The 24,960-nt window shown below is 59.9% G+C and carries 18 protein-coding genes and 1 pseudogene; 6 read left to right on the top strand and 13 right to left on the bottom strand.

Annotated elements, in window-relative coordinates:
- Positions 1-28 precede the first annotated feature (28 nt).
- Positions 29-1,177 (top strand): amidohydrolase, encoded by a 1,149-nt coding sequence (locus tag EB235_RS14190; protein ID WP_027030363.1) that lies wholly within the window; start codon positions 29-31, stop codon positions 1,175-1,177.
- Positions 1,178-1,219: 42 nt separating this feature from the next.
- On the opposite strand, the gene EB235_RS14185 is transcribed toward EB235_RS14190, so the two are convergent.
- Positions 1,220-3,223 (bottom strand): putative bifunctional diguanylate cyclase/phosphodiesterase, encoded by a 2,004-nt coding sequence (locus EB235_RS14185; RefSeq protein WP_051429641.1) that lies wholly within the window; start codon positions 3,221-3,223, stop codon positions 1,220-1,222.
- A 287-nt stretch (positions 3,224-3,510) separates the two neighbouring features.
- On the opposite strand from EB235_RS14185, the gene EB235_RS14180 reads away from it, so the two are divergent.
- Positions 3,511-4,542, top strand: a complete 1,032-nt coding sequence (locus EB235_RS14180) for a class I SAM-dependent methyltransferase (RefSeq protein WP_027030364.1) — start codon at positions 3,511-3,513, stop codon at positions 4,540-4,542.
- A gap of 74 nt (positions 4,543-4,616) precedes the next feature.
- On the opposite strand, the gene EB235_RS14175 is transcribed toward EB235_RS14180, so the two are convergent.
- On the bottom strand, positions 4,617-6,530 hold the full coding sequence (locus tag EB235_RS14175) for a glycosyltransferase (RefSeq protein ID WP_167334865.1): 1,914 nt from the start codon (positions 6,528-6,530) through the stop codon (positions 4,617-4,619).
- Positions 6,531-6,890: 360 nt separating this feature from the next.
- On the opposite strand from EB235_RS14175, the gene EB235_RS14170 reads away from it, so the two are divergent.
- Positions 6,891-7,844: a glycosyltransferase family 2 protein gene (locus tag EB235_RS14170; protein ID WP_027030366.1), complete on the top strand. Its 954-nt coding sequence runs from the start codon at positions 6,891-6,893 to the stop codon at positions 7,842-7,844.
- Here EB235_RS14170 and EB235_RS14165 read toward each other — a convergent pair.
- The 3 genes from EB235_RS14165 to EB235_RS14155 all read right to left on the bottom strand — a co-directional run bounded on the left by EB235_RS14165 (position 7,780) and on the right by EB235_RS14155 (position 11,088).
- Entirely contained in the window at positions 7,780-8,439 is a 660-nt protein-coding gene (locus EB235_RS14165; RefSeq protein ID WP_080680799.1) for a polysaccharide deacetylase family protein, read from the bottom strand. The genes EB235_RS14170 and EB235_RS14165 overlap by 65 nt on opposite strands.
- 88 nt (positions 8,440-8,527) lie before the next feature.
- Entirely contained in the window at positions 8,528-9,631 is a 1,104-nt protein-coding gene (locus EB235_RS14160; protein WP_027030367.1) for a glycosyltransferase family 4 protein, read from the bottom strand.
- 167 nt (positions 9,632-9,798) lie between these two features.
- A complete protein-coding gene (locus tag EB235_RS14155; protein ID WP_155256395.1) occupies positions 9,799-11,088 on the bottom strand; it encodes a glycosyltransferase in 1,290 nt (429 codons plus the stop codon).
- A gap of 208 nt (positions 11,089-11,296) precedes the next feature.
- Here EB235_RS14155 and EB235_RS14150 point away from each other — a divergent pair, with 208 nt between their 5' ends.
- Positions 11,297-12,292, top strand: coding sequence for a glycosyltransferase family 2 protein (locus EB235_RS14150; protein ID WP_027030370.1), 996 nt, complete (start codon positions 11,297-11,299; stop codon positions 12,290-12,292).
- Here the strand turns inward: EB235_RS14150 and EB235_RS14145 are convergent.
- The gene (locus EB235_RS14145) at positions 12,289-13,500 is read right to left on the bottom strand and encodes a glycosyltransferase family 4 protein (RefSeq protein WP_155256398.1); all 1,212 of its coding nucleotides are present in this window, start codon (positions 13,498-13,500) and stop codon (positions 12,289-12,291) included. The genes EB235_RS14150 and EB235_RS14145 overlap by 4 nt on opposite strands.
- A gap of 490 nt (positions 13,501-13,990) precedes the next feature.
- Here EB235_RS14145 and EB235_RS14140 point away from each other — a divergent pair, with 490 nt between their 5' ends.
- Both EB235_RS14140 and EB235_RS14135 read left to right on the top strand, forming a co-directional pair.
- Positions 13,991-17,479, top strand: a complete 3,489-nt coding sequence (locus EB235_RS14140) for a caspase family protein (protein ID WP_027030371.1) — start codon at positions 13,991-13,993, stop codon at positions 17,477-17,479.
- Positions 17,480-17,656: 177 nt separating this feature from the next.
- A pseudogene (locus EB235_RS14135) lies at positions 17,657-17,869 on the top strand (class I SAM-dependent methyltransferase); the annotation flags it as partial.
- Positions 17,870-17,989: 120 nt separating this feature from the next.
- On the opposite strand, the gene EB235_RS14130 reads toward EB235_RS14135, so the two are convergent.
- From EB235_RS14130 to EB235_RS14100, 7 genes are all read right to left on the bottom strand, one after another.
- Positions 17,990-19,435, bottom strand: coding sequence for a PIN-like domain-containing protein (locus tag EB235_RS14130; protein ID WP_027030372.1), 1,446 nt, complete (start codon positions 19,433-19,435; stop codon positions 17,990-17,992).
- A gap of 154 nt (positions 19,436-19,589) precedes the next feature.
- The gene (locus EB235_RS14125; RefSeq protein ID WP_155256399.1) at positions 19,590-19,991 is read right to left on the bottom strand and encodes a branched-chain amino acid ABC transporter permease; all 402 of its coding nucleotides are present in this window, start codon (positions 19,989-19,991) and stop codon (positions 19,590-19,592) included.
- Positions 19,992-20,182: 191 nt separating this feature from the next.
- Complete coding sequence (locus EB235_RS14120; protein WP_051429645.1) at positions 20,183-21,244, bottom strand: aromatic ring-hydroxylating oxygenase subunit alpha; 1,062 nt, start codon at positions 21,242-21,244, stop codon at positions 20,183-20,185.
- 356 nt (positions 21,245-21,600) lie between these two features.
- On the bottom strand, positions 21,601-22,602 hold the full coding sequence (locus EB235_RS14115) for a branched-chain amino acid ABC transporter permease (RefSeq protein ID WP_027030373.1): 1,002 nt from the start codon (positions 22,600-22,602) through the stop codon (positions 21,601-21,603).
- Positions 22,603-22,607: 5 nt separating this feature from the next.
- Complete coding sequence (locus tag EB235_RS14110) at positions 22,608-23,501, bottom strand: branched-chain amino acid ABC transporter permease (protein ID WP_155256400.1); 894 nt, start codon at positions 23,499-23,501, stop codon at positions 22,608-22,610.
- Between the two features lie 2 nt (positions 23,502-23,503).
- A complete protein-coding gene (locus EB235_RS14105) occupies positions 23,504-24,229 on the bottom strand; it encodes an ABC transporter ATP-binding protein (protein ID WP_080680802.1) in 726 nt (241 codons plus the stop codon).
- The gene (locus tag EB235_RS14100; protein WP_027030376.1) at positions 24,210-24,947 is read right to left on the bottom strand and encodes an ABC transporter ATP-binding protein; all 738 of its coding nucleotides are present in this window, start codon (positions 24,945-24,947) and stop codon (positions 24,210-24,212) included. The genes EB235_RS14105 and EB235_RS14100 overlap by 20 nt, the downstream gene beginning before the upstream one ends.
- Positions 24,948-24,960: the final 13 nt, after the last annotated feature.

Here is a 24,960-nt window from a genome sequence, read left to right as displayed (position 1 = left end):
CCGATCGGAGCAACGGAGACGCAAACGCGTGACCCTCACCAACCGGGATATCGTCGAGATCACCGAATGGCGGCGCAAGCTGCACCGGCAGCCGGAAATCTCCAATGAGGAGGAGAAGACGGCTGGAGAAGTCGTCTCCTTCCTCGCCGACACCAGGCCCGACAAGGTGCTGACCGGCCTCGGCGGGCATGGCGTCGCTGCCATCTACGACAGCGGCAAGGAAGGTCCGACCGTGCTGTTCCGCAGCGAAATCGATGCGCTGCCGATCGAGGAACTGTCAGGCGTGCCGCATGCCTCGCAAGTGCCGGGCAAGTCGCATATGTGCGGCCATGACGGGCACACCGCGATCCTGGCAGCCCTTGGCCGCCAGCTCGGCCGCGAGCGGCCGGCCAGCGGCCGCGTCGTGCTGATGTTCCAGCCGGCGGAAGAAACCGGCAATGGTGCTGCCGGTGTCGTTGCCGATCCGCGCTTTGGCGAGATCGCGCCGGATTTCGCCTTCTCGCTGCACAATCTGCCCGGCGTGCCGTTCGGCGAGGTGCGGCTCAAGCCCGGCGTCGTCAACTGCGCCTCGCGTGGCCTGCGCATCGTGCTGGAGGGCAAGACCGCCCATTCCTCCATGCCCGAGACCGGCGTCTCGCCCATGCTGGCGATCTCAGAGCTGATGCCGGCTTTGCCCGCGCTCGGCCGCGCCACCTTCGCCGATGACGATTTTTCCATGGTCACCGTCACCCATGCCGAGATGGGCGAAGCCGTGTTCGGTATCGCGCCCGCGCATGCGCAAGTCTGGGCGACGCTGCGCACCCGCCGCGATGAGAACATGGCCGATCTCTGCGCTCGGGCCGAAGCACTCGTCACGGAGATTGCCGGCCGGCATCGCCTCTCCGCCCGCTGGGACTACCACGAGATCTTCGTCGCCAGCGTCAACGCGGCGGATGCGGTGGAGCATCTGCAACGCGCGCTCGACGAGGAAGGTGTCGTGCATGGCGAGGAAGCCCTGCCGATGCGCGCCTCGGAAGATTTCGGCCTCTTCGGCCACAGCGCCAAATCGGCGATGTTCTTCCTGGGCGCCGGCGAGCGGCACCCGGCGCTGCACAATCCGGATTATGATTTTCCCGATGATCTGATCCCGATCGGCTCGAAGATCTTCATGCGTACAGCGCGCAACCTGCTGGGATGAGTCCGTCGGCGGGCAAAGGCCGCCTCGAACCCCGAACCCGCGTCAGCCCACGGATCTGAGGAAGGGGCGTTTCTGCACGCCCCGCTTGGACTGGTAACTGGCGGCGGGAACCGGACGGCCGACGCGGAAGCCCTGGATCTTGTCGATGCCGAACGCGCGCATGAGCGCGATCTGCTCGTCGGTTTCCACCCCTTCGACCAGGATCTTGTGGCCGCGATTGCGCACCAGTGCGATGATGTCCTGGAGCATCGCCATGCCCTTCGGGGTGCCGCAATCATGCAGGAAAGAGCGGTCGATCTTGACCGTGTCGAAATCGATCAGGCGCAGCCACGACAGGCCGGCAAAGCCGGTGCCGAAATCGTCGAGCCATATCCTGATGCCCAGCAGTTTCAGGTCGCTGATGCAGCGCAGAATGTCCGAGTGCATCTCCATCTCGAGGCCTTCGGTGATTTCGAAGGCCAGCCGGTTGCCGGTCACGCCGGTTTCGCCCAGAATGGTGGCGACGGACGCCGCGAAGCCGGGCGTCTTGAGCTGGATCGGCGAGACGTTGACGCTGACGGTACGGACGTGATCGTCCACCAGAAGCTCGGCGCAGACGGTGCGTATGGCCCAGCGCCCGAGTTCCAGGATCGCGCCGGTTCGTTCAGCAACAGGAATGAACAGGCTCGGCGGAACCAGGGTGCCGTCCAGCATCTTGAGACGCATCAGCGCCTCCACGGCCTCAACCCGGCCAGAGCTGACATCCTGGATCGGCTGATAGACGAGTGAAACCAGGTCCTGCGCGATGGCGATCTTCAGCAAGGCGGCAAGGTTCTCGCTCTCGTCGCTGCTCTGCGGATCGGTCGGATCGAACAGGCGGGCGCAATTGCGGCCGCTGGCCTTTGCCAGATAGAGCGCGCGGTCGGCCTCGTGGATGATCTTCTCCAGCTTGGCGCCGGTCTGCTTCCTGGTGAATGCGGCGCCGACGCTCGCCGTCACGATCGAGATACCGTCTCGCCGCAGCTCGTGCGTCAGCGCCAAGTTCTCCACCGTGCGGCAAATGGCTTCGGCGAGCTCCGCGACCTGGTCCTTCTTGTCCATGCGCGCGAGCACGATGAACTCTTCACCGCCATAGCGCCCGATCGAGCCATTGTAGTTCTTGATCAGATCGCTGAGCGCATTGGCGACGTGGATCAGGCAACGGTCGCCTTCCTGATGTCCGTAGCAGTCGTTGAACTTCTTGAAGAAATCCACGTCGATGAGGATCGCCGCGAAACCGTTGCCAAGCTTCTGCCAGTCGCTCCAGTAGTCGCGCAGCTTCTCGTCGATCGCGCGCCTGTTCTCCAGCCCTGTCAGCGGATCGGTCCGCGACAGTCTCAAAAGCGCCTTGCCGCGTTCGGTGGCCTCCTTGTGCTGGATCTTGGCTTCGAGCGCGTTGAGGAAGACGTTGTAGCGCTCCTCATTCAGCTTCCAGTTCACATAGGAGGTGAAGGTGAAGCATGAAACGTAGAACGTGCCAAACACCATTTTGTACGTCATCGACGCCGGCACAAAATAATTCACGACATACAGGATGCACAGGATGATCGTCGACGTGATGATCGAAACCTTGAAGCTGAACGTGAAAAAGAGATTGGCGCTCATCATGAAGATGGTGCCGAAAACCATGTAGTAGGCGACGCTTTCCCTGTCCGCACCCATGGAGGCCGGGTACAACCAGCCAATATAGCCGAAGATGATGGCCGCGGCACAGGTCAGGTCGAGCCATTTGGTGGCGGCTCCCCGGCGAAGCTGTGCTTCCAGCACCAGCAATGCGCTCAGTCCGACCGCGAAGCGCGCCGTGATCGTATAGGCCGCCACGTCGGGTATCAGCATCAGGTCCGATACCGAAAACAGCACATAGATGGCAACGGCGATCCAGAGCCCCGGCCTGGCGTCTTTCCTTCGCTTTGCCTGGGCTTCGGTGTGGTAAAGGATGCGGAGCTCGTCGGCTCCCAATTCCTGGCGCGGATCAAACGATTCCACAGGCGCCGTGTCGGCCAATCTGGATGACGCGCGTTCGTTCACGATGAACCCCGGCTGCGGGGGATTTTGCGCTTCAAAATCTTTTCCAGCTTCTGCCCCCAACGCAGGCCGACTCCTTGGGTCACGGCACGAATTGCCACGCAGTAAAATGCAATGGCGCAAGACAAGTTTGCGTTAACTCGACCCCCGAATCTTATGTGCAAGGTCTCTAATGAGCGGAGATGGTTAGCGAGAAATTAATCATATCGCTAAATTGCAGTGGAACCCACATTGGCAAACCATGCATTCTACGCAATAAGTTAACTGACTGTTAACTATGGAGCGATGTGGTGCAAACTGTCTTTGATGGCAAGAGTCTGATCACGGCCGAGATGATCGCCGGTAGCCTCCATCGAAAGCCCGAATTTCATGGCGAAGCGTTCGAGATCGCCCGCGCCGAGCTGGCGCTCATCCTGCATTCGACCCAGCAGCAGGTCGAGCAGCAGAAATTTCCCGCCGAGATCGTTCGCCGCCTGCTGTCGCTGCTCAACGCGTTGCGTGACAAGGTTCACCCGGATGTCTGGCAGGCCCTGATCCCGGTGGCGCAGAACCACCCGCTGCAGAAGTACTTTCTCGAGGATCCGCTGACGCACTGGTCGTTCACCAAGCCAAGGGGCTATTCCGGTGACGCGGAGCTCCTCGACTACATCTATTGCGACCCGCACGTGGCCGAGAGCGTGGCCAGCGCCTCCGAGATTGGCAAGGCGCTCTACAGCCATACCCAGAACGTCCCGTCCTGCGTGGCGGCCCGCGAACGGCGCGATCTCCTGACCCGCTATGTCGATGAGGCAGCAGTCAAGAACGGCCCCGACACGGAAGTGCTGGCGATCGCGGCCGGCCATTTGCGCGAAGCCAACCGCTCCGTCGCGCTCGCCGAAGGCGGCCTCAAGCGCTGGGTCGCCCTCGACCAGGATCCGCAGAGCGTCGGCCTGATCGCGCGTGACTTCCAGGGCACCGCGGTCGAAGCCATCGACGGCTCGGTGCGGACCGTGCTGACCCGGGGCCACAAGCTCGGCAAGTTCGACCTGATCTATGCCTCCGGCCTCTACGACTATCTCCAGCACAATGTCGCGGTGAAACTCACCAAGACCTGCCTGCAGATGCTGAAGCCGAATGGCACATTCCTGTTTGCCAACTACGCCGAAGGCACGCCCGACGCCGGCTACCGCGAAACCTTCATGGACTGGGTGCTGCTGCTGCGCACGGAAGTCGACATGTGGAACATCATCAACGCCAGCGTCGATCGCAACGCGGTGGAGGCAAAGGTGTATTTCGGTGAGAACCGCAATGTGCTGTATGCGGCGATCGAGAAGCGGGGGTAGGCGGGCGGGGCTGACATCCGGTGAGTGACAAGCGAAACGTATTCCCTAACAAAGGCTATTAGGGAGTTCGGAAATTAAACTCGAGCGCCGTTCCTGCGTTTTTTTGGTTGCAGCCACAACCGAAAACCATTGGAAATCACCTTACGATGGTGTTGCCAGCTTAGTTGACCACCAAACCCGGCGCGCAGGATGGATCTGGCCTGGGTTCCGGAAAACCGTGCCACGATTTCGCGGCTGAACAAGGCAGCGCCGAAATTGGAGACCAGCTTTGGGGCGTGTCGGATGAATATCTCCACCGCTTTAGGATTGCTGAAATAGGATCGATCCGGGACCCAGCTTTCGCTGGTGATCTGGTTTAGGAAAGGCCAGAAATTGGTGTTCAGAAGCCAGCCGAAACGGTCGCTTTCCGCTAGCAGGTAGTCGATGATTTCGTAAGAGAAATCATGTGATTTGCGGACCACTTGCCTTGTGCCGCCACGCAATACACGGATGCTTTCACCGGTCGCGAAATCGTTGCTGGAATGGAGGCGGTATCCCGACAGCGGCACATCGATCAGCGCGCTGCCAGCCAAGGCATGGCAAATCTTGTTGAAGTAGCCATCCGCCGGTTGCAGCAGCGGTTTGCTGCCATCGTTGAACCTAACCAGCCGCAGCAGCGAAACGCGGAACATGTTCGCGGTTCCAGGTGCCCACAGCCAACCGGCAACCCAGCTCGGAATGCTCGCCGTGTTGGCCGTCAGCAAGCTGTATTGCGAAGACGAAACGCTCGGCAGACGAAGCGCGATTCCTTCGTCACGTAATCCTCTCACCGCCTCCTCCATATTCGGCCGGAAGTGTGCGTGGGAGGACGTCAAAGCCCTTCCCGACGCATCCATCTCGATAACGTTGGCCGATGTGAAGGCGACGCTTGTCGGCAGCGCCAAATGCACCTGGAGATGCATCGAGGCATAGTTTTGAACGAGCACGTCATCGGCGTCGACGAAAGTGACGAAGCTGCCCTTGATCTTGTCGAGCACCCAGAGCGCGGCGCCGAGTTGACCATGGTTCCGCGCCATGGTCTCGACCCTGAAACGAGGGTCTCCTTTTGTGTGCCGGGCGATGATCTCGGCACTGTCATCCGTCGAGCCATTGTCGATGACGATACACTCGAAATGCGGATAATCCTGATTTCTGATTGAATCGATGGTTGCGCCGACATAGCGGCCGTAGTTCCAGTTGATGACGACGAAACTGACGAGCGGCGATCCAATCACACCACTTGCCAGCGGATCGCTTGTACTTGTTACCGTACAAGAACGAGCCAACGCCGCAGCGGAAGCGAGCTTACGGATGATGACCTGATAACCGTCATGCAGTAGTTCAAATTCACCGACGATTTCCTGGAGGAACGCTTTGATGCCGGCCTCCGGGCGGTCAACGAGCGGGAAATGCGGTTCCCACAGATAATCATCGAGGATCATGATGCCGTCATTGGCGAGCAGTTCCCACCCCAGCCTCGCGTCGGTGAAGGCCGATGCGGCATGATGGTCACCATCGATGTAAACGACGTCAAACGATCGCTGATGTGCCCGCAATTCCGTCAGGATGACGATGGACGGCCCCTTGCGTTTTTCCACCCGGTCACCGAACGGTCGCATGTTGGCGTCGAAGCGCGCTTCGACCTTCATCATGTCGGACAGCCTCTCGTCTCCAGGCGTGTTGTGTTCAACATTTCCGCCGAAGGTGTCGACGCAAGTGAGTTTCGACTTCGGCAAAAACTGGAGGAAAAACAGCGCCGAACGGCCCTCGAACGAACCGACTTCGAGCACGCTCGCAGCGACGTCTACCTTGTCGGCCAGCAGCTTTTCCCAAAGCGGCAGATGAGAGGACGTCCAATCGGACGTAAGCTCTCGCTCCCTGAAATAGTCCATCCGAAGCCCAGTAACCGGGATTTCACTTGCGAGGCGCTTTTCACTGAACGAACGTCTGATGCGCGAAAATTTACTCAAGGGATTCCAAAACCTTTGAATTCGCGCATTGCCAGATTGCCGCGCACCAGAGCATCGCCTCGTCATCGGCTGGCTTTCAAGCGAACCAATAGGTTGCAGGCGCAGCGGCTTTATAGCCTATGGGTGAGCCTTCGTCAGCGGCTGCCGTTTGAGAAACCGTTGAAGAGTGGACAGCATCCTTGCTGCGGCTTCTCCCCCCGAGAGCGGCTTCTATATACTGTTAAAAAGGGCAAAGACGGGGTGGGAAACTAGCTCTCTTCCCGTCACGGACAGTTTACCTTGGAGAGATTGCAATGTGCCAAGCTCCAGCCTGGCCGTAACCAGCAAATCTCAACTGCTCGTGTCGGGGGGAGCGTTTGAATGAAAGACATTTCGGTCATCATCCCTGCACACAATGCGGGGCGTTCGATTGCCTCGACTATCCTCTCACTCGCTTCGGAAGCCGACCTCATCGAGGAAATTCTCGTCGTCGACGACGGTTCGACGGACGGGACCGGTGAGATAGCCGAACAAGCCGGCCAGCGAAATGGACTGCCGGTGTTCGTCAAGCGGGTCGCTCGATTTGAGGCGGGCGCGGCCCGCAATGCCGGGATGGAATTAGCTGTCGCGCCATGGCTGTATTTCATCGATGCCGACGACATTCATGTGAAGGACGGGTTGCGCAATTTGCTGCGCAAGGCGACCGAGCATCCTCATACGGGTATCGTCGTCGGCTCCTATATCAGGCGCACCGATGGCACGGACCGGCTCATTGACGCGCCGGCCGGATACGGTTCGTCGCGGCTAGAAAATGCAGGCAATTATCTCGTCGACAAATGCCAGACAATCAATGTCGGTGCGGCCCTGATCAGAAGCCTGGCGATCGGCACTGTCCGCTTTCCCGAACGCCTCTCCTACGAGGAGGACACTTTGTTCTGGGCGAGGTTGTTGACGCAGGCCAACGTCGACAAGGTACAGAACCCGGTGCTGACCTACCAGATATCGACGGCGCGAGCCGACAACCGGCTTATGGTCGAGCCGGCCAAGCGGTTCTTCATTTGGCGCAAGGCGTTGCGGGAGCTAGGCGCTGCCGGGGTCAGCGACGACATCTTGCGTAGGCGAGAGGCGCTTCTGGCTATCAAGATTGCCCGCGTTCACTACCTGCGCGGCAGCTTCCGCATAGCGAAACGGTTCCTGAGGATCGCCGCGCCTTTGCCGAAGGACCGCAAGACGCAATGGCGGTTCTGGCGTTATCGGCTCAAGATTTGGTTCAACCAGTTGGCGCGGGTCCCTCGGATCCGGTCGCGCAAAGCGTCGACGGATCCTCAAACGTGATCGGGCCGGATTTCTTCAACAGGCTGATGAACAGGTCGAAATTCTCCGCGGTGGTGCGCCGGTCATCATGGGTGAGGATAATGCAATCTTGCTTCTGCCGCATCTCGTGAAGTGCGGCCTTGATCCAGCCCTTCGGCTGGCGCTGGGGGTCCCAGTCATTCGGATCCACATCCCATAGAACGGTGCGGTGGCCGAGTTCATCCGCAATCTCTGAGACGGTTGGACTCAAAGCCCCGAAAGGCGGACGGAAGATTTTCTGCCCTGGCGTGAATGCGGCGATCAGTCTGCTCGTGCTCTCGATCTCCTCGCGAACTTCCACCGGGGTCAGCTCTGTCATGCGACGATGCGAAAAAGTGTGGTTTCCGATCCTGTGCCCCGCATCGAAGACGCGCTGGACGATGGCCGGATGGGTGGCCACCTTTTGCCCAATGACAAAGAATGTCGCTTTGATCCGATGCCGGTCGAGTGCCCTGACGATCTCCTCGGTGTGAATGGGCTCCGGACCGTCGTCGAGCGTAAGCCAGACTTTCCTTGGCAATGTCCCGGCTTCGGGCATGCGGGCACTAACGAATGATGAGATACGTGGAATTTTCATCGTGCCGGCACCGCCCTCGGTGATCAGCAGTCTCGGGCACGCCGAAACACCTGATCTCGACCATCGCTCTGTAGATCTGTGAGCCTTACTACCAAAGTTCTCCGACAAACAGGCGAGCTGCTTCCTCGTGCCCAAGGGACAGAGAGGGATCGCTGCCGAAAACCTCGGCGCGTGACGACCAAACCTCCAGCTGGCCCGACTCCCTTGCCTTGGCAACTGCCTCAACCAGATTCCGGTAAGAGCACGAGCCGGTGATGACGACGCCAGCGTCCGCCTTTTCCACGAAGGGGGCAAAGCCGCAAGTATCCGTGGTGATCACAGGAAGTCCGTTGGCAAGGGCTTCGACGATGACGGTGCCGGTGGTTTCAATCCTGGCGGGATGAATGAGCACGTCGGCCGCCGCCATGATTGCCGGTATATCCTGCCGGATACCCAGCATTTTCGCGCGGCCCCGAGCGCGCGCCGCCACGTTCTGCAGCAGTCGGCTGCCCATATCGCTTGAAGGCAGAACGCCGACCACCGCCCAGATCGTATCGGGAAATGCGTCCAGGGCGGCGGCTGCCCTGTCAAAACCCTTCACCCAGGCCGAGGAGCCTATCGACAGCCATACCTTGGTGTTGGGCGCGATGCCCAGCTCGGCGCGGATTCGTTCGCGCGTTCCGTCGGTGCGCAGATGCGGCATGCGTCTGGCAGAATCGAGATTGGGCGAGATGCGTCGAAACCTTTTCTCCGGGGTCTTCCAGACGCTTTGATATTCATCTTGCTGGCGCTCGGTCAGCATGATGAGCCTGGTGTGGGAACCTGGTGCAAAGCAAAGCTCCTCCAGTCGCATCTGGGTTCGGTAGCGTGGCGAGAAGGATCGCCACGCACCCTTCTTAATCTTCGCGTAGGAGCGGTCGCCGGAATAGTAGATGTCGAGCATCGGAAGCTTGTTGAAACCGATCATCCGGTCAAAGTTCGCGCGATGCGCTTTCAGTGCGGTGCCGAGCGCGAGATCGCGGCCAGGATTGGTTCGATTGTTGGCTTCGATGATCCGAATGGAACAGCCTGGATTCGCGATCGACCCACGGATCTCCGTCGTCAGAATCGTGACGTCATGGCCTGCTGCCACGATGTTCCTGGAAATGGACAGGCAATCCCGTTGCAGCCCGCCGTAAGCCGACAGGTTGCTGATCGCTATGCCGAGGCGCATTCACAAGCCTTCGGCGCGAAAGAAATCCCGGTAAAACACGCTGATTAGACCCCCACAGTCAGAAACTGTTTAAAAACAAAGGAATGCGACAAAACAATGAGCGCGCCTTCACACTTTCGTGAACAAAGCTGGGCCGGCACAGACGAAATAGATCCGCGTCCAATGCCCTAGATGTCTTGCGCAATCTTCTGAACGGCCAGCGATCTTGCCAAAGCCGCAAGATCGGATCGAACCTTTTCCGCTCCGTAAAGCAAGCGCGCCCGTTCAGCCGCTGCGGCGCCAATGCGAGACGACTTCTCATCGTTGCTCATCAGTTCGATCATTGCCTGCGCAAAGGTCTCCTCCTCATTGGCCAAAACCACGTCTTCCCCATCGACGAAATCTAGTCCTTCCGCCCCAACAGAAGTCGACACGATTGGTCGTCCATACAGCGCGGCCTCGATGATCTTGATCCGCGTGCCGCCGCCACGCTTGATGGGACAGACGACCACCCTTGCCCTTGCATAGGTCGATGCAATATCGGGGACAAATCCCAGCGTCTCTATCCCCTGGTCGGCGTCATCAATGCCGATCTCGCGGCTGCCATCACCGGCGATAATGAGCCGCGCTTGAGGTAAGCACGCGCGGACCAGTGGAAAGATTTTTTGGACGAGCCAGAGGATAGCCTCGGCGTTGGGTGGGTATCGGGCGTAGCCGACAAACAGCGCGGTCGGCTCCAAGGGTAGTGGAAAACGATCCGTCGCCACGGCGGCATTGGGTGCGAGTTCAACGCGGGCGTCTGGCGCGAGATCCTTTATGATCCTGCGATCATGCTCGGAACATACCAGCCCAACTGTCGCGAACTGGGCGACCAGCCTTTCCGTCCGGCGTGCCACCTTTGACATCACGCTCAGTCTGAGGCGTTTTGCGCGCGAGCGTTCCATCTCGCGAGACCGGCTCAGGGCGACATGTTCCAGATCATCGAAGTCGGCCAGCACGGGAGGCAAAGGCGCCGTTATGCGGATCAGCGCTGCTGTTGACGCCAATCGGTACGCGAAGATGAGGTCTGGCCTGAGATCGCGGATCGTTTGCTCAAGCCGGCAAACCTCAGCAATACGACTCGAGCGCATCGTGGCCCACCCCTTGGTGAAACTGAGCGCACCGCGCGTCGCGGCAATCATGTCGCCGACACCAAGGTCGCGCGGCCAACGCCGCAACCGATGGGGCAAGGCCGGCGGCGAAATGAGAATGATGCGTCCGGTAATGGACCAGGATCGCCGGAAGGCTTCGAGCGATTCACGTTTCTGGTCTTGGCTTGCGGACCAGTGCAGCGGCCAGATAAAGACGAAATCCACGGACCCGATGCTGCTCAAGGCTTCGGTATGACGCCTCAGCCGTTGGAAAACCCCATGCACCATCTGCTCTGGCAGATAAGGAAAATACTCAGACACGATCAAGGTTTTAACCGGTTGTTCCACGTCGACTTTGCCCAGCTGGGGAAGAGGGAATTCTAAGGCTCTTTGCCGAGTGAAGGCGACGCTGACACCTGTTATTCAGCCAATCCTGATATATGATTGTCTCGTAAAGATGGCGCTTGGTCGATCTCGTGTTTCCAACGTGGTTGCAGTCTCTCCTGACGCTATGGCCACGCGTCGTGGCGCCTGCTTTCCAAACACAAGGGCCTTCATGCCAGAGCCTGACTGTACCGTCATCATTCCGACCTATAACCGCTTGCCTTATCTGCGGAAGGCGATCGCCTCGGTTATCGCCCAGACGTTCGTCGACTGGGAACTGCTGGTTGTCGACGACGGGAGTACAGACGACACCTTCGCTGCCATCTCGGCGCTTTCGCTGGCCGAGCCGCGTCTTCGTATCCTGCGAAATCCCGGCAGGGGCGGCCCCGCCGGTGCGCGCAACGCCGCGATCGTCGAAGCGCGCGGGCGTTACATCGCCTTTCTGGACAGCGATGATTTGTGGGATGAGGACAAGCTCGCGCAATTCATGGAGGTGGCCGGCGCCGAACCCGACGCAATCCTGATTGGCAGCGACTATCGCATGATCGACCAGGTGGCCAACACGTCGAGGACCGCCTGCGACGTGATCTATCGCACCATGATGCCATGGTGGGAGACCTACGCTCGAACTGTCGATCTGTTGCCCTGCCGGGAATTGAAGCAGGATCGCTCGCTATTAGCCCGCTCCGATATCGTGTTCGCCACGACCGTCGCCGGATTCCTTTGGATCCACACGTCCTCCGTACTCGCGCGACGAGACGCGATATTGGCCGTCGGCGGCTTCGATGAAAGCCTTGCGCGTACCGAGGATATTGACCTGTGGCTGCGTCTCAACGAGCGCGGACGCTTCATCTTTATTGACCTACTACTGGCGACCCATGACATCACTGGACGAGATGCGGCAGAAGGAGAGCGCTACCAGGCGCATGCACAGTCGCGACGCCATGACGAATACACGGATTGGGAGCACCAGCTCGCGCTCATGCAGCGGATCCGGGAACGGTACAAGCTTTCTCCAGCGCTGAACTCCCTGATGGACGACCGTCTTGATTACTTTCACAAGAACTGCGCCAGGGCAGCATGGCGAACAGGTCGGAGAACTGTCTGGCTCAAACATTGGACGGCCGGATTGCGCCGCGCGATCATGCGGCGCGTCGGTGCCAGCTAAGAGCCCCGATAGGTGAGAACACGTGGAAATGGTAGCGGCAGGTCCGAACCATCCAGCGGAATGTCGAGGGCTTCGAGGACCGCCTTCAGGCGGACATTACGCGAGAATCTTGTCGCAATGGTCTGGGCCGCGGCTTGACCAAGACGGCTTGTTGTCGCTGCGTCCGCACCCAGAAATTCCATCAGCCTGTCGCTCAACAGTCTCGCCGCCGATATATCGGACACGAAGCCGTTGCTGCCGTCTTGGATCAGTTCCACCGTACTTGCCATGGGGTGAGTAATGCAGGGCAGCCCCGTCGCCATCGCCTCCATCAAGCTGAGGGGAAAGCCCTCAATCGGGCTGGCCAGGACGAAGACGTCGAGTGCGTGGTAAATCTCCCGCGGATCGCCTTGCCAGCCGACAAGTCGAATATGGTCAGCAGCTTGCGATGACAGCACCTTCCTTTCCACTTCGGCGCGGAACCAGCCGTCGCCTGCAATGATCAGGACTGTGTTAGATGCGTCCGGCCGCTGGCGGACAGCTGCGAAAGCGTCGATCAAGACATCGATGTTCTTTTCCGGTCCGAGCCGGCCGAGATATCCGATTGCCTGAACATCGTCTGACAGTCCAAGCCTTTCGCGTGCCAGACGTCTTTGGGCGACAGTCGGTGGCACGAAGATTGGATCTACCCAATTGAGACAGACACGTAGCTTCTCGGCAGCCATGCCAAACGTCCGCGTTGCAATCTCGGACAATTGGCTCGACACGACGATGGTCCGTTGGACGCAGGCATTCATCACGGCGCCATATCTGCGCTTTGAAAACATGGCCCGCCACGCAAACTCCAATGGCGAATGTTCGATCGTGTAAATTCGCCGGCCCGCGGCCTTGGCCATGAGCAATTCGGTGATCGGTGTCTCCGCGAAAGCCCCCCGGCAGAAGATGATATCGTGGCCGGGGTGCTTGATCAGCACAGCCCCCCACAGGAGCAATCTCGAAATCCGAAACCTTCGCGGCTTGAGGACAAGTTTTATGTAAGAAAGGCCTTCGATATGCTCCACATCGATCAGTTCGCGAGGCAGCAGATCGGAAAAATAATCTCTGTTGACGGAGATGATCTTGACAGGGAACCCAAGCGACGCAGCGGTGTAGGCCACGTCGGCCGTATGAACATGAAGACCGCCTGGATCCCCGCTTCCGCCGACAAACAGGAGGCGTCGTCTTTTCACCCTTGGAATTCCATTGAGACCCAATCGCTGTCTCGGTGATAGACTCCCCGCCAGTTGCGGTAAAGGCTTCCAGTTGGATGGCTGTCATGGGCGAGGCTATTGTAAGCGACACGGCTGCTTTGCCGGCCTCGCCACCTAAAGTCGCCTTTCCTCACCTCAGCAACCCATTGATCTTAGCCCCCGCGCCTCTCCAACTCAAACCACCCGCACCCTCCCCCCAAAATTCCGCATCAGCCCCTTCGGCCAAAACAGCATCGAAGGGCTATTGGGCCTTGGGCGAATCGTGCGCGTTCATGAACGCTTCAAGGCGTTTCTCGGTTTGAGGGCAAACCGTTACCATTCCAAGCGCTTGAGCGCTCGATCTCCAGGCAGCTCCGACAGGTCCAACTTTGCAAACCGGGTCCGCACATCGGGCCATTTCACGATTCGCTCATATGTCCTGTTGTTAAGAGATCAGCGTCCGTGCATTGATTGACTGGGGGAGATTTCAATGCGCGCGCTTTCGCGGTCTTTGCAGCTTGTGGCTCAGTGGTCCGCGACGATCGTTCTCATAGTCCTCCTGATCACCTCGACAACCCAGACCGCAGGTGCCGAGGCCAACGCCGAAAGCCGTGACTGTACCGTCGGCTGGCCGACATTTCCTGGAAGTCTTGACGCGACGCCTTGGTCCGACAAATCGGTGGTTGGCAAACCAATTGCGTTTGATTGGAAGCTGAATGGTTCTGCCCTTCGCGGCACCGCGGCATTCGAGGTTCCTGCCTATCTTGTCATCCTGACGCCTGAGGCCGTCCGGTTCGAAGGCACTGGCTTTTTCGGGCTTGCGGCCGGCGCGCAGGGACCCTACCGCATGAAGTTTGGACAGGGTCGCACAAGGGTGATCGTGCCGCTCCACACCCGGTTCTCAAAAACCGCCGGCGAGGTCGGGATCATCCCCTATCGCGCGGGCGAAATGAGCGTTGAGTGGGCCATCGTGCAGGCTGACAGCTGCGGCGAGCGTGTTTCGGAACTGTCAGGCAAACGAGCGATCGAGGTCCTGCCTGGACCACCGCAGCTCGTCGCCAGCAACCAATTCACCCGCACAGGGCCGGATCAGGAAATCACGCCCAGCGCGGGACCGTTTCGAGCAACCGTGTTTCAGGGATTTGTCGAAGTTCGTAACCTCTCTACCGGCGAAGTTGTGCTGCAGACGACCGGTCACGAGCCCACCTTTTCGCCAACAGGCCGCTTCCTGACCGTCGTCACCGATGAGGCACAGATCAGCGACGTGTTCGATCTGGTGGCAGAGCGCAGGATCGGGCGCTTTCAGAGCGTGGCCATGTACTGGAGTCACGCCGACAGTTTCCTCTACCTTGACCAGGAATGGGGAGCTGACATGCAAATTATTCGCACGCTGCATGGCGCGCGCGAGAGCATCGACTCCGCGCCTAGAGTGGCGCTGCTTACGAGCTATCGGCAGGATGACAGCCCATTGCCAAACGACCCTTTGGACGGCGGGATTGACACCACATCCGAAGACATCGATCCCGGCGCGCTCGGGCTGTCCTTTACGGCCGGAAGTGAGGCCTGGCGCTTCGATCTGTCGTTAGAGGGCGGCGTCATGGCATTCGTCGGCTGGAGCCTTGGCGCGCACGACTATCAGGAGCCCGGCGATGTGGTGGATGGGCTGGTCATCGATCTCTGTCGCGGCAACGCGATGATCAAGACCACCACCAGAACCGAACTCGATGCAACGCTTGCCTCTTCGTTCGAAGTTCGGGAGCCGTCTGTGGCCGGCTGGAACGCGCATGAAACGATCAGGCGCAGCTTCGATTATTACAGCAGCGAATCCTATCGTCGCATGAGAGCAGCGGAAGCAGCAGCAGATGACGCTCCCGAGGATCCCAGCGGAGCAGACGACGAGCCCAAACCCCCGATCGAATTCTCCGCGGAACCAACGCAGACGACCAAGGAGATCGGTGCAGGTCAGGATGTTGCCGTGTCAGCGGGAGATTTCCATGTGCGCAGCGCGGTTCCCATTGCTGCGACCTCAACACCGGTGGTGGGTGCGGATATCGGTCTGGGGCTCGACTCTGGAATGGAGATTCCCGCACTGCGGTCTGGAACGCAAACCAAGGCACTGAACGACATCGCCAGGGAAGTCTCGAAATTCTACGATCCCAAAGCCGTCAAGTTCGGCAAATGGCCGGCCGACCAACCGCTTCGATACAACACCGAGCCCTTTCCGCAGCCCGACAAAAGCGCGGGAGAGGACGGGCCGATATTGATCGATATGAACCTTCCCGGCCGCAACACATGGCGCTGGGTGGCGGGTGGCAGGAGATACTGGCTGACCCAGACTGTCTATTCCGGCAGGCTCAGCCATTCCTTCAGTTTCACCTTGCTCGGTGAAGACGGCGGCAGCGTGCGGATGGCCGATCTGCTGGCTGACAAATCGGTCGAAGCCGATATTTCGGATGAAGAGAGCGGCGTCTCAGGCCTCATTCAGCGCGGCGATTTGCGCACCGGCCTTCAGGCGGCCTTCGACAGGTCGAGTTTCGTCTCGATTGTCGAGAGCCGTTATCTTTTGCTGGTAACGCGTCCAGTGGTCAGGCTGATCGCCTTCGATCTCAAAACCTGGAAGCCCGTCTGCGTCATTGCAAAGCCTTACAATCAAGCCGCGATCGAGCGCCTGGCGCTGATGGAAGGCGCGCGCAACATGGCACAGATCGACAAGGGGGGCGCCGTCGAAGTGTACTCCTGCGCGAACGCAATACGCATGCTCAGCGGAATTCTGACCGATGGTGAACTCGTTGTGACGGACGGCAGCGGACGTTTTGACGGGTCTGCGGATGCAAGCGCCTATGTGGAATTGAAGATTCCAGGGCTACAGGGACGGCAATTGCTTTCGCAGTTTGCCAGCCAGCTTCGTTTCCCCGGTCTCGCCAACGCGGTTATCCAGGGCAGGAACCTTGGCCCGCCGCCTGCGCCGCTGACCCCGCCATCGCTCCAGGTTTCCTTCGACGAAGCTGACGGAAAGAAGATTGCCCGGCTGGATGCCTTGAGTTTGACGGGCTTGCGCTCGCTGCATGTGCTCGCGGATGGTCGGGTGGTCAAAAACGTCCCGCTCAATGGCAAGCAAGCGCATGTCTCGCTCTCGCCCGGTGAGCTGGGCGACAGCGGTATTGCAAGCGTGACGGCGATCGATATGGCTGGCTTGGCAAGCGCTCCGATCGAATTCAGTCTTGGCACCCGTGACCGGAAAAGCAAAGGGCGGCTGTTCGCGCTTGCCGTTGGCATCGACAAGTACCCCTTGATACCTGGAAGTGACCTCAAATACGCGGTCTCGGATGCGAAGCGCGTGGCATCCACCGTGCATGCGGGCGCTCATTACAGCGGTGTCAAAATCGAAACACTCCTCGACCAGGCCGCATCCGCCGACACCATCAAGGCCAAGCTGGACGATATCGTTGCACGCGCGCAACCCGGCGACACCATAGTGCTGGCCTTCGCGGGCCACGGTCTGCTCGATTCCCACGGTCGCCTCAGGCTCGCACTGTCTTCGACGACAACGAAAGCGATCGAAGAAACCACGCTCGATTTCGACGAGATAGCGTCCCGCGTCGCGAAAGCCCAGGCCCGCGTGGTGGTTCTGCTCGATGTGTGCCACGCAGGCGCCTCTGGTCAGATCAATGTTGCGTCTAACGACGATGCCGTGAATTTGCTCACCACCCGATCTGGCGCGGGCGTCGTCATCATATCGGCCTCCAAGGGCCGGCAATTCAGCGAGGAGGCCGCTTCGATCGGCGGCGGCCGTTTTTCGGTGGCATTCCAGCACGCTTTGACCGACCAACGTCGCCAGACCGACAGCGACGGCAATGGGAGAATAAGCGTCAACGAACTCTACGGCGCACTGAAATCCCGGGTCGCCGAACAAACCAATGGCCGCCAGATCCCTTGGTTGTCCCGCAACGAGATCTTCGGCGATTTTGATCTGTTTTAAATCGCCAGCGGTTTTGTGCTGGGAGAAAGTCCTCAAGTTTGGCTACGGTCGCGTCCTGCTGCGGTGGAAGGTCTTCGTCACAACCAACCCCTGGCGGCTGACGCGACTTATGGCGCAGGAATGCTGCCCTGCGCCAATATGTAAGCAGCGCCAATACATCAATGAGATGACGAGGAAAACGGCATATTCCTGTTTGCCAACTACGCAGATGGCACGCCCGATGCCGGCTACCACGAAACCTTCATGGACTGGGTGCTGCTGCTGCTGCGCACGGAAGTCGACATGTGGAACATCATCAACGCCAGCGTCGACCTCAACGCGGTCGAAGCGCAGGTGTATTTCGGCGAGAACCGCAATGTGCTGTACGCCGTGATTGAGAAGCGGGGGTAGACTAGGCGGCGCTAAACTCTTGACCGGCGGCGGTACCCTACGCATGAATGCCGCCGGCCAACAGAGAGCAGCCGGCGACCGAGCAGACGACGCAATTCCGGAAAGAAACCCATTCTACCTTCACGGTACGAGGATACGCTCTCCGCGCTCAAATACCGAATAACAAAACGTGACCTCGTCGCGGTCCGCACCGCGACTATCGTCTTGGATTGCGATGATCCGGCCAGCGAGCACATCGCCTGTATTATTCTCAACGAGAAATCCCTCTCCTAGCTGGACCGTGTAAACTCGTGACGATGTCTCCTGTGCATCGATGAACGTTGGTAAGTTAACAACCATCTCCTTAACGCGCGCAATCCGTTTTGTAGTGCCAGAGCGATACAAATGGATGTTTACGTCGCTAGCTTTCGAGAATGACAGATCGAAGCTCTTTCCAAGAAAATTGATCGTAATCTTACCGTCGTTTGTCGAATAATCGAAGGTCAGTTTTTGAACCGGAAGAGAGGTATGGGAGGAGCTAGCAAAAGCGCCTACCGGAGACGAGGCAGATGCCTGCAGAACGGCCGTATTCGCGCTAATTTCTGCCGCTTTTACCTCAGCCACTAGATCATCTGGAGCGGCCATTTCTCGGAGAAGATCGTGTAGGCTAGAGAGCCGGATGGTGCACCCACCTGATGCTCGACGATACTCATCGACGAGTTCCGGACGAGGATAAACCGATTCGCCGCCCATCCTGATAAACCAATCTGCCTTCTCTTCGCCTGTCACAAAGATCAGATCCTTCTTCTTTGTCTGGCCGAGATTGAGCAACGCCTTCCAAATAGCAAAGTCTCCAATGCCTCCATCTGGTTTCCCGCCGTCTTTGTAACCTGGGGGCACCTTATTCCGAAAGCGGTAAGCCAATTCGGCCTCAAGCGCAGCCTGCGACCCGACGGGGCCGATCAGCTGGTCCGTTCCAAATAGACTTGCATAAAGCGAAGTCACTGGATCGTTCCCACGCCACGATCTTATCTGGGACGATAAGCCTTCGAGAGCCGCCACGTATGCCTTCCTTGCGGCAGCCAAATCCTCGCTCGCTTTCGCCAAGCTGTCGTGTGCATCAAGTCCCTCTAAGAGTGGTGATATCCGAGCTTGACCGATATTGATTCTCGACTTTACATCCCCGATGGCCTGAACCATTTCGGCAAGCTTGCGGTCCCGGTGTTTAATAAACTCCCTTGCGACCCGCTCGGGTAGAAAAAGTCTACTTTCGCCGGCGATCTTTGAATACACGTCTCCAAGGCTCTTAAGGTCGTCCTTTCCCACTGAATAAGGAAGCAGGAGGGCATTGGTATCGAGCGCCACAAGACAATCGGTGTTGGGGTCTGGCAATGAGCTCGAGCGAAAAACATCACGGGCATCCGGAAACAATTTCTCTAAAAGAAACATATCAATCCCCGCGTCTTTTACGGGCACCGCTTGTTCGAGTTTCGGCTCTTTGGCGGCTTTTTTGGTCTCGACCTTGGCGGGTTGCTCAGGCTGGGGCTGATTGGGCTCGACAACAGGAAGATTATCGTTCTTGGGCACGGCAACTCGCTTCAGGATTCAAACTTTTTGCACTGTATCTGGAGTAAGCATTCGGGGCTAGCAGCACATTGTCGGCAAGCCGCAAATGATTAGTGCCTGCTCACTCCTTCTGAGCGATTGGGCAGCGCACAAATTATGGACTCTGCGCTCCCCCTCACACCACCCGCACCCCACCCCCAAAACTCCGCATCAGCCCGTTCGGCAGAAACAGCATCGCCAGGATAATCGTCAGCCCTGAAATCACCGGGTGGTAGTCGGGCACCACGATGCGCGCCAGGTCGAACACCGCATACATCACGAACGCCCCCAGGATCGGCCCGAGCAGCGTGCCGGTGCCGCCGACCACGGTCATCATCAGCGGCAGCAGCATCCAGTCGAGGTCGAAGACCGAGTCCGGGCCGACATGGAAGATGTAGTAGGTGTAGAGGCTGCCGGCGATGAAGGCGCTGCCGGCGAAGGCTGATATCTTGACTCTGAACACATCGATGCCGTTGGCCGACGCTGCCATCTCGTCGTCGCGCACCGCGATCAACGCCAGCCCGTAACGCGAGCGCATCAGCAAATGGATGGCGAGCGCCGTGCCACCATCAGGCCGAGCCCGACCAGATAGTGCGGCAACAGCGTGTCGAAGGTGCCGGCGGGCGCCGCGACGGTCGTAACTCGTCTCACCGTGCCCGCCCTATACCCTCGATTGGCCCGGGGCTCTCGTGCCGGCGCCGAGCCGGCGCACGAGGACGCCAGGGGCGGTCACAGCCCCAGTGCCGCGGCGACCCGTTCCTGGAAATACTGCACGCCCCGCTCATGCCGCCCCGAGAGCGGGCCGGAGCTATAGGCCCCCGCGGCATAGTTGCGATGCGTATCGGCGCAGATGGTATAGTCCTCGCGTACCACGGCCAGGGTGCCTTGCACGGATTTCGCCCTGCTCTCGGCTGCTTCTGCAGAGGTGTCGGCAAAGAAGAAATGGTAGTGCTGGTCCGTGTGATGCGGTGAGGTCGGATTGATGCGGCTAACGTTCATGCCGCCCTCGAAAAGCGACAGCGTCCAGTTCGGCCACATCCAAAGCCATTTGCCGCGATAGAACAGACCGTCTTTCGGCGGTGCGGTCATCCGGACATAACCGGGATGGGCGGTGGTCTGGAAAGCTTCGAAGTCGATGGCAGCGTAAAACGAGGGATGCGTGCCGGGGATGTGGTAGCCTTCGACAAAATTGTCGGTGTAGATCTTCCAGTTCGCCGCAAAGCTGACAGTGGCCTGATCGGTGGCGGCATAGGTCTCCAACGGCTCGTCCGCCAGTTCGGCGGGCAGAGAGCCAAGTTGATCCAGAAGACTTTCCTTCGGGTCGAGTGCCGCGAAGAGCAGCCCGCGCCATTCGGACAACTGCACTGTCTCCAGCGGCCAGTCTTCGGCGATGATCGAGGGATCCTTGCCATACCATGGGGCCTGCACCAGCCGTCCGGTGTCGGCAAAGGACCATTTGTGATAGGGACAAACGATCAGCCCGCATTTGCCCGCGCCATCGGCCAGAAGTTTCGCCCCCCGGTGGCGGCAGACATTCTTGAATCCGCGCAAGGTCCCGTCCCGGCCCCGGATGGCGAAGACCGGCGTGCCGGCGATGTCGATGGCAAGGTATTGACCTGATATCGCGACCGAGGCGACAGGCCCCATGAACTGCCAGGTGCGCGCGAAGATGCTGCGCCGTTCCTGCTGCCAGATATCATCGCGGACATAAAGCGACGGGTCCAGGTTCAGGTATTGCACGGGCGGAGTGTCGAGTGGCGGGTGGTCGCGTCGCAAGGTATCTGGCGTCATAGGCTAAGCTCCAGTTGCGGCAATCCTGTCGCAAGCGGGGCCACATCGCAAGGGAATTGGCTCTGCTGCGCACAGCAAAGCCGGCGTGCAATCTAACGCAGATTTGTTGGAGTTGCGGTTCATTTCCAATTCGCCGACCTGGTTGTCGACCGCGATCAACACGTCGGATGCCTTAACCGCAGCATAGGTTCCAGGCCGACTTCGAGCCCAGTTCGTCGTCAGCTGACAAGGCAAACTTTGCCCGATGACTGCGAACTCGAACCGCAGCTTACCGACGAGCGCTTGCTGGAAGCAGGCCGTCCGGACACGGCCCCATTCCTGACTTCAGCAACCCGTCGATTTGAGCCCTGCCCTCCTCACACCACTCGCACCCTGCCCCCAAAACTCCGCATCAGCCCCTTCGGCAAAAACAGCATCGCCAGGATAATCGTCAGCCCCGAAATCACCGGGTGGTAATCCGGCACCACGATGCGCGCCAGATCAAACACTGCATACATCACGAACGCCCCCAGGATCGGCCCGAGCAGCGTGCCGGTGCCGCCGGCGACGGTCATCATGAGGGGCAGCAGCATCCAGTCGAGGTCGAAGACCGAATCCGGGCCGACATGGAAGATGTAGTAGGTGTAGAGGCTGCCGGCGATGCCGGCGATGAAGGCGCTGCCGGCGAAGGCTGATACCTTGACCCTGAGCACATTGATGCCGTTGGCCGACGCCGCCATCTCGTCGTCACGCACGGCGATCAGCGCCAGCCCGTAGCGCGAGCGCATCAGCAAATGGATGGCGAGTGCCGTGCCCACCATCAGGCCGAGCCCGACCACATAGTGCGGCAAGAGCGTGTCGAAGGTGCCGGCGGGCGCGACGACGCCGAAGGCGCCGCCGGTGAAGTCGCCGCCATTGATGAACATCACCTTGACGATCTCGCCGAAGCCGAGCGTGCCCAAGGCAAAATAGTCGCCGCGCAGTTTTGACAGCAGCGGCAGGCCGATGATGACAGCGGCGAGCGCCGCCACCAGCCCGCCCAGCACCATCGTCACCGGATCGAAATAGTAGAGGCGCGGGTAAGCGTCATAGAGCGAGCCCCAGAGATAGTTGCCGCTCCACAGGATCGCGGTGGTGTAGGCGCCGAGCCCGAAGAAAGCGTGATTACCCAGGCTGATCTGGCCACCGAAGCCGGCAACCAGGTTCCAGCCTTGCGCCATGATGGCGTAGATGAAGACGAAGAACAGGAACGAGAAGGTGTAGCTGTCGATCGCGCCGGGCAGCAGCGGCAGCAGGGCGAGCGCCGCGACGACGGCAATCGCGATCCCTATCCAGGCTTGTCTTGGCCAGGCTCGTTCCAAAAAGGCTTGTTTCAACATGCTGTTCAAGCCTTCTTGTAAGGCCGGCTGAACAGGCCTTCCGGCTTGAACATCAGCACCGCCAGGAACACGCCGTAGGCGATGGCGTTGGTCCAGCCGCCTGAGATAAAATACTGCACATAGGCTTCGATGAGACCAAGGATGATGCCGCCGGCCAGCGCGCCCGCGACATTGCCGATGCCACCCAGCGCCAGCGCCACCAGCGCCTTGAGGCTGAAGATGAACCCGGCAAAGGGATTGAATGGGAATGTGGTTGCCACCGCCACGCCAGCGGCACCCGCCAGCGCGATGCCGATGGCAAAGGCAATGGCGTTGACGCGGTGCGGGCTGATGCCCATCAGCGTCGCCGCCTCCATGTCCTCGGAGGCCGCGCGCACCGCCTTGCCGACAATCGTCTGGCGCAGGAACAGCACCACCAGCCCGGTGCCGGCGAGCGCGATGAGAAAACCCATCGAGCGCGTGAACGAGGTGCGCACGCCCAATATCTCGATGCCGCTCGCCGTGTAGGAGGTGACGATCGCGGCGGTGTTGCCGCCCCAGATAACCGTCATCAGATTCTGGACCAGGAACATCAGGCCGACGGCGATCAAAAGCGAGATGTTGCGGTCCTCCGCGGCCGCCGCGCGGCGGAACAGGCCCTGGTAGACCAGCCAGCCGACGACCAGCCCGACCGGCACGACGATCAGCAGCGACAGGAACGGGTCGATGCCCAGCCCGTAGAACAGCGCACGCGCGAAATAGGCAGCCAAAATGATCATGGCGCCCTGCGCCAGGAAGATCAGCCGCATGGTGCCGAAGATGAGGCTCAAACCCACGGCGGCGACGCCATACATGGCGCCGCCCAGCGCGCCGTTGAGCGACAGCTGCAGCAGGATTTCGGGAGGCGGCAGGTTGACCATCACTATACCTCCAACACGCCCATATAGGCCTTCTGGATTTCGGGGTCGGCGATGAGCTCGGCGCCCGTGCCTTGCATGGCGAGTTCCCCGGTCTTCAGCACGAAGCCGTAGTCGGCCACCTTCAGCGCCTGGTGGATGTTCTGTTCGACCAGCAGGATGGTGACGCCCTGTTTGTGCAAGGTCTCGATCAGCGCGAACATCTGCTGCACGACGATCGGGCTCAGGCCCAGCGACGGTTCGTCGAGGATGAGCAGCGACGGGTCCGACATGGTGGCGCGCGCGATCGCCAGCATCTGCTGCTCGCCGCCGGAGAGCGAGCCGGCCTTCTGCCCTGCCCGCTCCTTGAGCCGCGGAAACAGCGTGTAGGCTTTCTCCAGCGACTGTTTGAAATGCTTGCGCACCTTGGGCTGGAAGGCACCGAGTTCGAGGTTTTCCAGCACCGTCATCTGCCGGAACAGGCCGCGCCCTTCCGGCACATGCGCAATGCCCATGCCGGCGATCTCCTCCGGCGCCTTGCCGGCCAGCGGCATGCCGGCGAGAAAGATCTCGCCGCGCTTCGGCTTGAGCAGGCCGGAGATGGTCTTCAACAGCGTCGTCTTACCCGCCCCATTGGCGCCGACAATGGACACGATGCTGCCGGCGTCGACATGGATCGAAACGCCCCACAGAGCACCGACATCGCCATAGGCGACTTCCAGGTTTTTGACGTCAAGCAGCCGGTTCGCCAAGATAGGCCTCGATCACTTTGCGGTTGGCGACGATTTCGCGGGGCGTGCCGTCGGCGATCTTCTCGCCATGGTCGAGCACGATCACCCGGCTGCACACTTTCATGATGGCGTCGACCTTGTGCTCGACCCACAGGATCGACACGCCCTTTTCGCCGCGCACGCGGCGGATGACATCGACCGTGCGCTGAATCTCGGTCGGGTTCAGCCCCGCCATCGGCTCGTCGAGCAGAAGCAGCGCCGGGCTGGAGGCGACCGCCCGCGCGATTTCCAGCAGGCGCCGATCGGAGAGCGTCATGTGCGCGGTCTTGACGTCGCGCTTGGCCGTCAGCCCGACCAGTTCCAGCGCTTCCTCGGCAGCGACTGTCGCATGCTTGACGCGCCCACCGCCGCCATAGACGGCACCGACCATGACGTTCTCGAAGGCGGTCATGGTGAGGAAGGTGCGCACCAGCTGGAAGGTGCGCGCGATGCCCAGCCGGCAGATGCGGTGCGGTGCCGTGCCGGTGATGTCCTGGCCACGAAAGTGGATGCGCCCTTGTGTCGGCGTGTAGAGCGCGGTGATCAGGTTGAACAGCGTCGACTTGCCGGCACCATTGGGCCCGATCAGCCCGATCAGCTCATTGGCACGAACAGCGATGTCGATGTCGTTGAGCACGACCAGCCCGCCGAACCGCTTCTGGACCGCCTCGAGGCGAAGCAGGATCTCGTCAGGCTGCATCGTGTTTCCGTTT

Origin of the sequence: Mesorhizobium loti R88b, assembly GCF_013170845.1 — a bacterium.
Classification (GTDB): domain Bacteria; phylum Pseudomonadota; class Alphaproteobacteria; order Rhizobiales; family Rhizobiaceae; genus Mesorhizobium; species Mesorhizobium loti_B.
The sequence above is the reverse complement of the archived record's forward strand: the minus strand, read 5'-3'. Positions and strand labels throughout refer to the sequence as shown.

Excerpts from the sequence above, each read along its gene's own strand:
- EB235_RS14170 (WP_027030366.1), top strand. The coding sequence starts at position 6,891 with ATGAAAGACATTTCGGTCATCATCCCTGCACACAATGCGGGGCGTTCG.
- EB235_RS14120 (WP_051429645.1), bottom strand. The coding sequence starts at position 21,244 with ATGACGCCAGATACCTTGCGACGCGACCACCCGCCACTCGACACTCCG.
- EB235_RS14140 (WP_027030371.1), top strand. The coding sequence starts at position 13,991 with ATGCGCGCGCTTTCGCGGTCTTTGCAGCTTGTGGCTCAGTGGTCCGCG.
- EB235_RS14165 (WP_080680799.1), bottom strand. The coding sequence starts at position 8,439 with ATGAAAATTCCACGTATCTCATCATTCGTTAGTGCCCGCATGCCCGAA.
- EB235_RS14115 (WP_027030373.1), bottom strand. The coding sequence starts at position 22,602 with ATGTTGAAACAAGCCTTTTTGGAACGAGCCTGGCCAAGACAAGCCTGG.
- EB235_RS14125 (WP_155256399.1), bottom strand. The coding sequence starts at position 19,991 with ATGCGCTCGCGTTACGGGCTGGCGTTGATCGCGGTGCGCGACGACGAG.
- EB235_RS14100 (WP_027030376.1), bottom strand. The coding sequence starts at position 24,947 with ATGCAGCCTGACGAGATCCTGCTTCGCCTCGAGGCGGTCCAGAAGCGG.
- EB235_RS14110 (WP_155256400.1), bottom strand. The coding sequence starts at position 23,501 with ATGGTCAACCTGCCGCCTCCCGAAATCCTGCTGCAGCTGTCGCTCAAC.
- EB235_RS14160 (WP_027030367.1), bottom strand. The coding sequence starts at position 9,631 with ATGCGCCTCGGCATAGCGATCAGCAACCTGTCGGCTTACGGCGGGCTG.
- EB235_RS14150 (WP_027030370.1), top strand. The coding sequence starts at position 11,297 with ATGCCAGAGCCTGACTGTACCGTCATCATTCCGACCTATAACCGCTTG.